Annotated in this window: 1 rRNA gene; it reads right to left on the minus strand. The window is 56.6% G+C overall.

Annotated features, from left to right (window positions below):
- Positions 1-104, minus strand: a 23S ribosomal RNA gene (locus tag AC1DWC_RS26745); the annotation flags it as partial.
- Positions 105-472: the final 368 nt, after the last annotated feature.

Below are 472 nucleotides of genomic sequence, written 5' to 3' on the forward strand. Positions count from 1 at the left end.
ATCACAGCTCGTTTGACAGCTCCCCGAGGCTTATCGCAGCCTACTACGTCCTTCATCGGCTCCTGGTGCCAAGGCATCCACCGTACGCTCTTAACTACTTACAACAAAGATGCTCGCGTCCACTGTGCAGTTCTCAAACAACACACAACACCCGAACTCGTGCGGCACCAGCGGCGGACTCACGCCCACCCGGTATGACCACGTCCAGGTCTTGTCGTCACTTCCAGAGATGAAACACTCGCGTGTTCTCTCAGGACCCAACAGTATGCCGATATATTCACCGCCGGCCGGCCACAAGGGACCAACCGATACGCGGAAAAGMYTGTCAGTGTTCCACCCATGAGCTCCCGCAGCGAAACAGTGTTCACTAAACGGGCTCTGCCAGACACGACCTCGACTCTTCGAGACCGTCTGCTGGAGATGCTCCTTAGAAAGGAGGTGATCCAGCCGCACCTTCCGGTACGGCTACCTT

The sequence above is a fragment of the Rhodococcus sp. P4_C10 genome (assembly GCF_056402135.1).